The 7,636-nt window shown below is 58.4% G+C and carries 8 protein-coding genes and 7 tRNA genes; 12 read left to right on the top strand and 3 right to left on the bottom strand.

The window, feature by feature from the left end; translation table 11 throughout:
• The first annotated feature begins 96 nt into the window (after window positions 1-96).
• From Z052_RS05955 to Z052_RS19735, 10 genes are all read left to right on the top strand, one after another.
• Window positions 97-179, top strand: a tRNA-Leu gene (locus Z052_RS05955).
• 80 nt (window positions 180-259) lie between these two features.
• Window positions 260-386: transfer RNA gene (locus Z052_RS20155), tRNA-Thr, on the top strand.
• 34 nt (window positions 387-420) lie between these two features.
• Window positions 421-493: transfer RNA gene (locus Z052_RS05940), tRNA-Glu, on the top strand.
• A 104-nt stretch (window positions 494-597) separates the two neighbouring features.
• Window positions 598-668: transfer RNA gene (locus Z052_RS20150), tRNA-Met, on the top strand.
• A gap of 12 nt (window positions 669-680) precedes the next feature.
• A complete protein-coding gene (locus Z052_RS05935; protein WP_089309114.1) occupies window positions 681-1,085 on the top strand; it encodes a hypothetical protein in 405 nt (134 codons plus the stop codon).
• A gap of 45 nt (window positions 1,086-1,130) precedes the next feature.
• Window positions 1,131-1,206, top strand: a tRNA-Glu gene (locus Z052_RS05930).
• Window positions 1,207-1,686: 480 nt separating this feature from the next.
• Window positions 1,687-1,761, top strand: a tRNA-Arg gene (locus Z052_RS05925).
• 68 nt (window positions 1,762-1,829) lie between these two features.
• A complete protein-coding gene (locus Z052_RS05920; RefSeq protein ID WP_099288905.1) occupies window positions 1,830-3,359 on the top strand; it encodes a TROVE domain-containing protein in 1,530 nt (509 codons plus the stop codon).
• Window positions 3,360-3,383: 24 nt separating this feature from the next.
• Window positions 3,384-3,456, top strand: a tRNA-Gly gene (locus Z052_RS05915).
• Between the two features lie 59 nt (window positions 3,457-3,515).
• The gene (locus Z052_RS19735) at window positions 3,516-3,827 is read left to right on the top strand and encodes a hypothetical protein (RefSeq protein ID WP_137708407.1); all 312 of its coding nucleotides are present in this window, start codon (window positions 3,516-3,518) and stop codon (window positions 3,825-3,827) included.
• 101 nt (window positions 3,828-3,928) lie between these two features.
• On the opposite strand, the gene Z052_RS05910 is transcribed toward Z052_RS19735, so the two are convergent.
• From Z052_RS05910 to Z052_RS05900, 3 genes are read right to left on the bottom strand one after another with little or no spacing between them, the layout of a single operon-like run.
• Window positions 3,929-4,210, bottom strand: coding sequence for a hypothetical protein (locus tag Z052_RS05910; RefSeq protein ID WP_089309116.1), 282 nt, complete (start codon window positions 4,208-4,210; stop codon window positions 3,929-3,931).
• Complete coding sequence (locus Z052_RS05905) at window positions 4,188-4,790, bottom strand: hypothetical protein (RefSeq protein ID WP_089309117.1); 603 nt, start codon at window positions 4,788-4,790, stop codon at window positions 4,188-4,190. Before Z052_RS05905 ends, Z052_RS05910 begins: the two co-directional genes overlap by 23 nt.
• A gap of 22 nt (window positions 4,791-4,812) precedes the next feature.
• On the bottom strand, window positions 4,813-5,211 hold the full coding sequence (locus tag Z052_RS05900; protein ID WP_089309118.1) for a hypothetical protein: 399 nt from the start codon (window positions 5,209-5,211) through the stop codon (window positions 4,813-4,815).
• Between the two features lie 1,211 nt (window positions 5,212-6,422).
• Here Z052_RS05900 and Z052_RS05890 point away from each other — a divergent pair.
• Window positions 6,423-7,175, top strand: a complete 753-nt coding sequence (locus Z052_RS05890; RefSeq protein WP_241897908.1) for a hypothetical protein — start codon at window positions 6,423-6,425, stop codon at window positions 7,173-7,175.
• A 232-nt stretch (window positions 7,176-7,407) separates the two neighbouring features.
• Window positions 7,408-7,614, top strand: a complete 207-nt coding sequence (locus Z052_RS05885; RefSeq protein ID WP_199058249.1) for a hypothetical protein — start codon at window positions 7,408-7,410, stop codon at window positions 7,612-7,614.
• Window positions 7,615-7,636 lie beyond the last annotated feature (22 nt).

The following is a 7,636-nucleotide window of genomic DNA, read 5'->3' as shown; positions in this document are numbered from 1 at the left end:
GAACTTTTAGCTATCAGTATTAGTCCTTCCCAGGTTCGAATCCTGGTGGCGGCATCCGGCCATCGTGCCTGGAGACAATTCTCGCTTCACCGTTACGTCGCCGTACTCAAGTGGTCAACGAGAAGCGGCTCAGACCCGCTGGCGTAGGTCCTTCCGAGGTTCGAATCCTCGCGGCGACATTTTCTCCCTGTGGTCTAACGGCTACGATGCCTCCCTGTAGAGGAGGAGACGCACGTTCGAGTCGTGCCGGGGAGACTACGGGACGGTGGAAGAGCCTGGCATTCACACACTCTCGCCGAATTTTCACCGGAGATCCGGTGCGACGGTGAGAGTTCCTTCATCTCACTTGTAACGAGAACACGCAGGTTCGAATCCTGCCCGTCCCACTGGCCGATGACCCCTTCCAGGAGAGGCCACCCTGCTCCAGTGGAGTAGCGGCCAAACTCACGGCCCTCTCACGGCCGAGCCCCCGGTTCAAATCCGGGCTGGAGCATTCTCCAACAGTCCGAGACCTCTCACTTCCAGCCGACGAGACTGAGGGACGGACAGCTGTGGAGAACTGAGAGATGCCCATAGGTGAGTTCCGAATTGTGGTGCTGCGGGATAGGATAATGGTAGTCCACGGGGGTCATATCCCCGAGGTCCAGGTTCGACTCCTGGTCCCGCAATGGAGGACAACGATGGGACTATTCGATACAGTCGAACTCTACGACGACGTCCACCTACCGGAGTACCCCAAAGGAATGACTCCTGCCGAGGACGTCGACTGGCAGACGAAAGGTATCGACCGACCGACTATGACCACATTTCGGATTACGGCGGACGGTCATCTCTTAGAAGAGGAGTGGCACACCGAAGACGTGCCGCCCGAGGACCGGCCATACGCGAGCCGAGACGATGTCGACGAGGAAGATATCCGCTACATGGCCGGCAGTCTGAATCGAGTCCACGACGGCTGGATCGAACGAGACGACTACCACGGACGCTTCAAGCTCACACACTCCTTCGAGGATCTCGAGACACTCGTCACGTATCAAGTGACGTTCACGCACGGGCAACTCGAGGGCTTCGAACGCCGGCGATAATTCGTGCGTGTCCGCCGCACCTCAGCGCTTGATTTACTCTCCAGCGCTCCCGGAGTCTCCGTTGGCGAGAGACGCCAGTTTTTCAAACTGGAGGCCAGGGGTTCGATTCCCCTCGGGAGCACTCGGGGGCTGGCCCTGACAGCGTTTTCCGTGTCTGACATAGCGGGCATCCACGGATCCGTGACGCTGTCAGGGTCAACTTTCCCCAAGCGTGTGGTCGTCGAGGTGGTGCGTTTCTTCGCCCGCAAAGCACATCCAACGGGAGTCATAGCCCGTCGCACCACCGGTTGCCCGACTGCACGTGGCGACCGTCGAGTCGGGGCGTTGCTTCGCCAGGAACTCGCAGGTTCAAATCCTGTCGGTGGCACCGTCCATCGATAACATCCCGGACAAAGAGAGCACGAGGGTGCTCTCGACACCGGTCCCGCCCCGACAGTGTTCCGGTCGCCATCACTCATCTCGTGGCCGTCGAGTTGGAGTCATCCTTCGCCTCAGGAGCCGGAAGTCCGGGTTCGAATCCCGGCGGTGGAATCTCACTGTTCCACCGTGGTGTAAACGTAGCACGCTGTTCCGGCTCCAGCGGTTTCCCGGCCACGTCTTTGTCTCCGTAGCTCAGTCCGGACAGAGCACCGGCCTTCGAAGCCGAGTGTCGCACGTTCGAATCGTGCCGGAGACGTTCGCTGCTCGCAGCACGTGTGAGCAGCACCGGTATCGGAGTCGCCTGTTGCGGCTCCGCGTGATAGCATGGAATTCAACACGCCAAAACAAACGGTCGCGGAGGCGACGCGAACCACCAACTACGAGGGTGGGGAAGCGTTCGAGCCCCCCGACCCTCGACTCGCACTGTACAAGCGCACGATCAACCAACTGCTGGAGGACTCGTTCTACGAAACCGATGACGAGCAGCTCGCTGCTGTCGTCCGGCGGTTCGACGCCGCGGCAGACGAGGATCCGGAGTTCGTCCTCAAGCTCGCCGCGTACGCGCGCCAAGAACTCTACTTGCGGGACATCCCACAGGTCTTGCTCGTGCTGGCAGCCAACGACGACCGATTCAAGGACGACTCCCCCGAATCACTCACCCGAGAGTGGGCCCCGGCGATCATCCAGCGGATGGACGAGACGGCGACCAGCCTCGCTATCCACGACCAACTCTTTGGCGGGACTGCCCCGTGGCCGCTTCGACGCGGGATCGAAGACGCACTGGTGGAGATGGCCGACGCCTACACCCTGGGCAAGTACGAACTGTCGCGGCGTGAGGTGACGCTGCATGACGTATTCAACCGCGTCCACCCCACGCCCGTCGACACCGACCAAGAGGTGCTGTTCGAGCGATTCATGCGCGGCGATCTCGACGACTATCCCGACGTCGACCCGTTGCCGTCGCCGAACACCTGGGAGACGGTTATCTCCGAGCGCGGCAACACCCAAGCCGCGTGGGAGACGCTCATCGAGGACGACACGTACTCACTGCCGATCTTCGCGTCGATCCGGAACCTCCGGAACATGCTTGAAGCCGGCGTTGACGAGGACACCATCGTGGACCACCTTGACTTGGACGCAGTCCGGTACGCGCCGCTGTACCCGTTCCGGTACTACCAGGCGTACACCGCGCTCCAGAATGCGGAGGTCCAAGCACCAGCGGTCGAACGGTGGCTGGAAAAGGCGATCGACGTCGCTGTCGAGACGGTGCCCGACGGACTCGGAGATACATTCGTCGCTGTGGACCTCTCAGGGTCGATGGACATGGCGCTGTCCACGAATAGCACGCTCCGCCTGAAAGAGATCGGCGCGTTATTCGGGGCGATCCTGGCCGATCAAGGTGCCGAGATCGGCGGGTTCGGCGACGACTTCCAGACCGTTCCGATGCACGTCGACACGCCAGTCCTCCAGCGTCAAGACGCAGTGCTGGCCATCGACGAGGCCGTCGGCAATTCGACGAACGGCTGGAAGGCAATCGATTACCTCCGCGAGCGAGGTGAGCCCGTTGAGCGCATCGTCGTCTTTACCGACATGCAGATCTGGGACAGCACGCCGTTCACGGCGCGCGATGCCCAGACCGTCAAGTCGGCGTTCAATGCCTACCGAGCGGAGGTCGCTACAGACACGGCGTTGTATCTCGTCGATCTTGCCGCCTACGGTGATCTGGTAACACCGGAAGGCTACGAGAACGTCTACAATATCTCTGGCTGGACGGAAAATGTGCTCACGTTCATCAAGCACGCCGAGAAGCCGGCGCAGGTTCTCGGCGGCATCGATGCGTTCGAGCCTGTATAGTCTGGTTCTCTCATTTTTCACCATGCGCGAGTGGTGGCGTTCGGTACCACGCGGTCCTGCCACGACCGAGACGGGCGTTCGAATCGTCCCTCGCGCACTCGGAGCACAGCTCTGGACCAATTAGCCCATGCGGTGCTCCTCTACGGAGATGATAGAATGGCTGTAACCAATACCAACGACACAGCTTCGACGACAACTGCCGTCGTGACGATCCGTATCCCCTGTGGCGCAGACGGTGATCTCGTTACCGACGCCGAAGACCGTCTCTCACAGACGGCAGCTGTCGATGACGTACTGATAGACGAACTCCACAGTATCGAGCCAAAACTGTCGGCCACGGTCATTACCGTTGGAGTCGCAGTTCGTTGGACGACGACAATGACTCAAGCGGAGATCAGAGACCGACTTGCCGAGGTTCCGGGTCTTGAGTCGATCCAACGAATCGGATGGGATCAGGGTCTGCCTTGATGACGCAGGCTACCACATCGTTCTTGAGAGGACGTTATTCCGGCCGGGGAGGATAACGTTGGTCGTCACGAGCGACTCGTGTCACCTGATCGGTCGCTTGATCAGTCGTGATCGTCTCGTACGGTCGATGTCTCGGTGTCGCTCTCCTGAAGATCACGAATCTCTTGGGCAACTGCTGTCACGTGTTGTTGATGGGCTGCTGAGGTTGCGACGTGTTGGGCAGCAGTGAGCTGTCCATTGACCACTGCGTTCTGCTGTGGCCCCCACGTTTCCGGTGGCTCTGCGTTGATATACGCCACCCAGCGTTTGATCGCGGTGATGCGCTGCTGCCAGTCACCATCGTGTTTCGCGTCGAGAGTGTCAGGCTTGAGTGAGTCGCTCATATTCGGCCTCAACGTCGAGTCGCTGTGCCCATCGTTCGAGGCGGGCCGCACTAAGTGTTTCCTCGAAGAGGGTATACAGGTGGACGGCGTCTTCAATGTCTTTCTGTGCGCCGAGATGTAGTTTGTACGCGATTTGGAGTTCGAGTGGCCCGATTGGAATCGATGTGGACCCGATCTGTGCGGTGATCGCCTGCGAAAGCGATGCCTGATCGAACTCATCGCGGACCGTTTTCACTTCGAGATGCGGGGTGATTTGATCCGTTGGCGCAACCCAGACTGGATCGCCGTTCTCAAGCATACTGTACAGTGATGACAGCGGCATTGCTGGTCCCCAGAAGTTCTCCGCCTCAAGATGTGTTGTGAGAGTGTCTGCTGTCGCCTCATCAATCGGCTCGATCAGTACATCGACATCTTCGGTTGAGCGTGCTCGGCCAGCAAGAATCGAGACGTATCCCGCAATGTAGACGTGCTCAATTCCGACCTGATCAAGGATATCTGAAAACGCGATAGCCAGCTCATCAAGTTGGTTCAGTGCACGGTCGACAGAGAGCGTCTCATCTCGAAGCTCGATACCACTCATACATGTTGGTTGTCAGGATTGGTTATAAATCGTCTGGCGAGCGTGCCAGCGAATGCCCAGCCGTTGTGTGCGTGTGGAGGGCGCTCGCGAACGCCGGACCAGGGACGATGACGTCCGCCTGCTCGTCGTCCCAGGCGATAACGCTAGTTCGGATGAGCGGTGGGAGATGTGACCGCTTGAGGTTCGTTCTGACCGTCCGTACTTGCGCTGTCGAGAGCGTTTGGTGTTCCGCATCCGCTTCCAGGAGCGTAAGCATCTCTGCGAGTTGCCGCAGGTGGACGCGACTCCACGGCGCTACGGCGAGCGTGAGCACGACGGTGCGCTTGCGGTGGTGGCTCAGCAGATAGAACAGATCTGTCTCGCGATACAGCGGGAGGTCTTCGTCCTCGCCCGGCCCGTCGTATGGGCCGTCACCGCTCATGGGGACCTCTCTGATCGGCTAGTGTGACTCGGAGATCGACGTGATCAACGACTTCACGGCCGACTGGCCGCCAGCGACAGCCGACCCACTCGTTTTCGAAGCGCCACCAACCAGGCCCGCTCTGTCTGGGTTCGAACCGGAAGCGACGGCGTGGCCCTCGCTGGATCGTGAACCGAACCTCAAACCCGAAAACGTACTCGGGGGAGTCTCCGTCCTGTCTAGTTGAATCCGCATGGTACAGCCTATCGAGATCCACACTCCGTGTGGATGTGTCTCGTCGTCTCGTCATATCTCACAGGAGCCTGAACTGCCAACTCCTACATCCCAATCGGGAGATACAAACTGAACTGGAGCACCGAATCCGACAGCGCTGTGAATCGTCTTGAGATCGCGCCCCGGGGCATTCGTCTTGTTTATTTGTAGCGGGTACAACAAAGTGGGACATCCCCGTCGGGTACACCATGCCGCTTCGACAATTTCGCATCGCAGAGTACAGGTTGAATGTGGAACTGACCGCTAGGTTCTCTGAAGTGTGCTAATGGGATTATTCGATCGATTAACGTTCGAAGACGGCCTGGATGTAGCATTCCCAGATATCGGTGCCGATCCATTCGAGATCACGTGGCAGACGAAATCGCTCACACGTCACCAGCCGATGCTGGAGAACTACAAGGTCACGTCAGCGGGGCGGTTGTTGAAGCAGGACACCGAGTATGAGCACGTCCCTGAGGAAGAACGTCCCGGGTACAACGAGGAGACAGATGGATTTGACACCGAGATCGAACGGGCCGGGGAAGTATGCGGAAGATCCACCACGGGTGGTCGGATACGGCATATCACGGCACATTCGAATTCCACCGATCTATCGATGGTGACTACGTCAGTCTCGACGCGAAATTCACTGACGGCCAGCTCGTCGAGATCTCACGCAACAAGTAGACCGAGCGTATGCCACCTAGCTGGGGAGCGCGAACAGCTGCGAATCATCGATCCGCGCTGGTTTACAATTCCCGCGAACGAGGCCCACAATAATGACATACAACACCCCTGAACCGGCTGAATTACCCCCATTAAATGAGGACACGCCCGCACCGGATGACCCTGTAGCCGTTGAGTGGTAGCACAGGTGCGATGACGATGGATCTCCGGAGTTGGACACATTCCATGGGTTCCACAATGCTACGCGGATCGCAGACGGGGATCCGCCAGCCGTGGAGACGGGCGAACTTGTCACCGAATCCGGAATACAAGTGACGACAGCACAGCACTCTGATGTCTCGACGGAGTCACGATACCTCTATCTAACACACGAGGAAGCGCTTAACCGAGACCTGTCTCCGTGTTCTGAGTGTTTCCCAGCGTACGCGACAGAAATGCGCCTGTCGAAAGAACGAGGGGACGGTGGGCTGTTGACCGAGTCCGGTGTCGAAGGTGCGGTGTTTCTCGTCCAGATACGGCGCGATATGAGCGCGTCCTGGAATGTCGACTCTGTCCACGAGACGTACACGTCGATGCTGTATCGGGCACGCGCCATTCGCCAACAAGTCGGATCTGCGGCGGATCGTCTTCGGCTCTCGTATATGCCCGTGCGGCGGTGTGACTATGGATCGTTCGATGACGCGATGGGGTTCGAGCCCGCGATGGATCACGTCTCGGAGCTTCGTGAAATTCAGCCCGACCAACTACCGGCCATACGTGACTCTGTTGGTGAAGAAATCCTTTCGACACCGGTAGAGATCGATAGTCAGTATACTGCGGCACAAAAGTCAGGACCGTCGATCGTCCACCGAGCCGAAAATCCTCCCTGTGGCTACGAGCGTGAGTTGGGATTCGATGTGTTCGACGAGACCGACGAGGATCCGCGAGACCAACTACAGCGTGATGCCCAGACTGTCTCGGACGTAATCGAGCGTGGGATGGTGGTGGAATACTGTCTCGAGTGTTTTCCCGAACTCGCCAATTAGGTCGCAAAATAGCTCATCAACTACAGCGCATCGATCTCGTTGAGATACGCCTGTACGTCGTGTAGGAAGTCCCGATAGCGTTCGAGGTCTTGTAGTGCGGCGTATACATCGTCGTGATCAACTAATCACAAGGCGGAGTCCCCTTCCTCAAGGAGCGACCGAAGGGGAGCGAGTAGGGAGGGGAGGAGCCGACACCACAGAATATAGATACTGTTAGCACTTTATTGAATATATGGCGTCGGACGACAAGTACCACCGTCGCACGCTCATTACCCGGCTTGAGCTTCGTTCAGCCGAGGATGCGCAACTGCTACTCGATACCATTGACGAGTGGCGCGACGGCTGCAATATTGGCAGCGACCTCGCATGGGAAACCTGCCACACCAAGTCCGATGTCAGAAATCACGCTAAGGAAACGATCAAGAAGAGCCTGTCATAGAACTGTCTCTTATACACATTCT

Source organism: Halorubrum sp. C191, from assembly GCF_002727095.1.
GTDB lineage: Archaea > Halobacteriota > Halobacteria > Halobacteriales > Haloferacaceae > Halorubrum > Halorubrum ezzemoulense.
The sequence above is the reverse complement of the archived record's forward strand: the minus strand, read 5'-3'. Positions and strand labels throughout refer to the sequence as shown.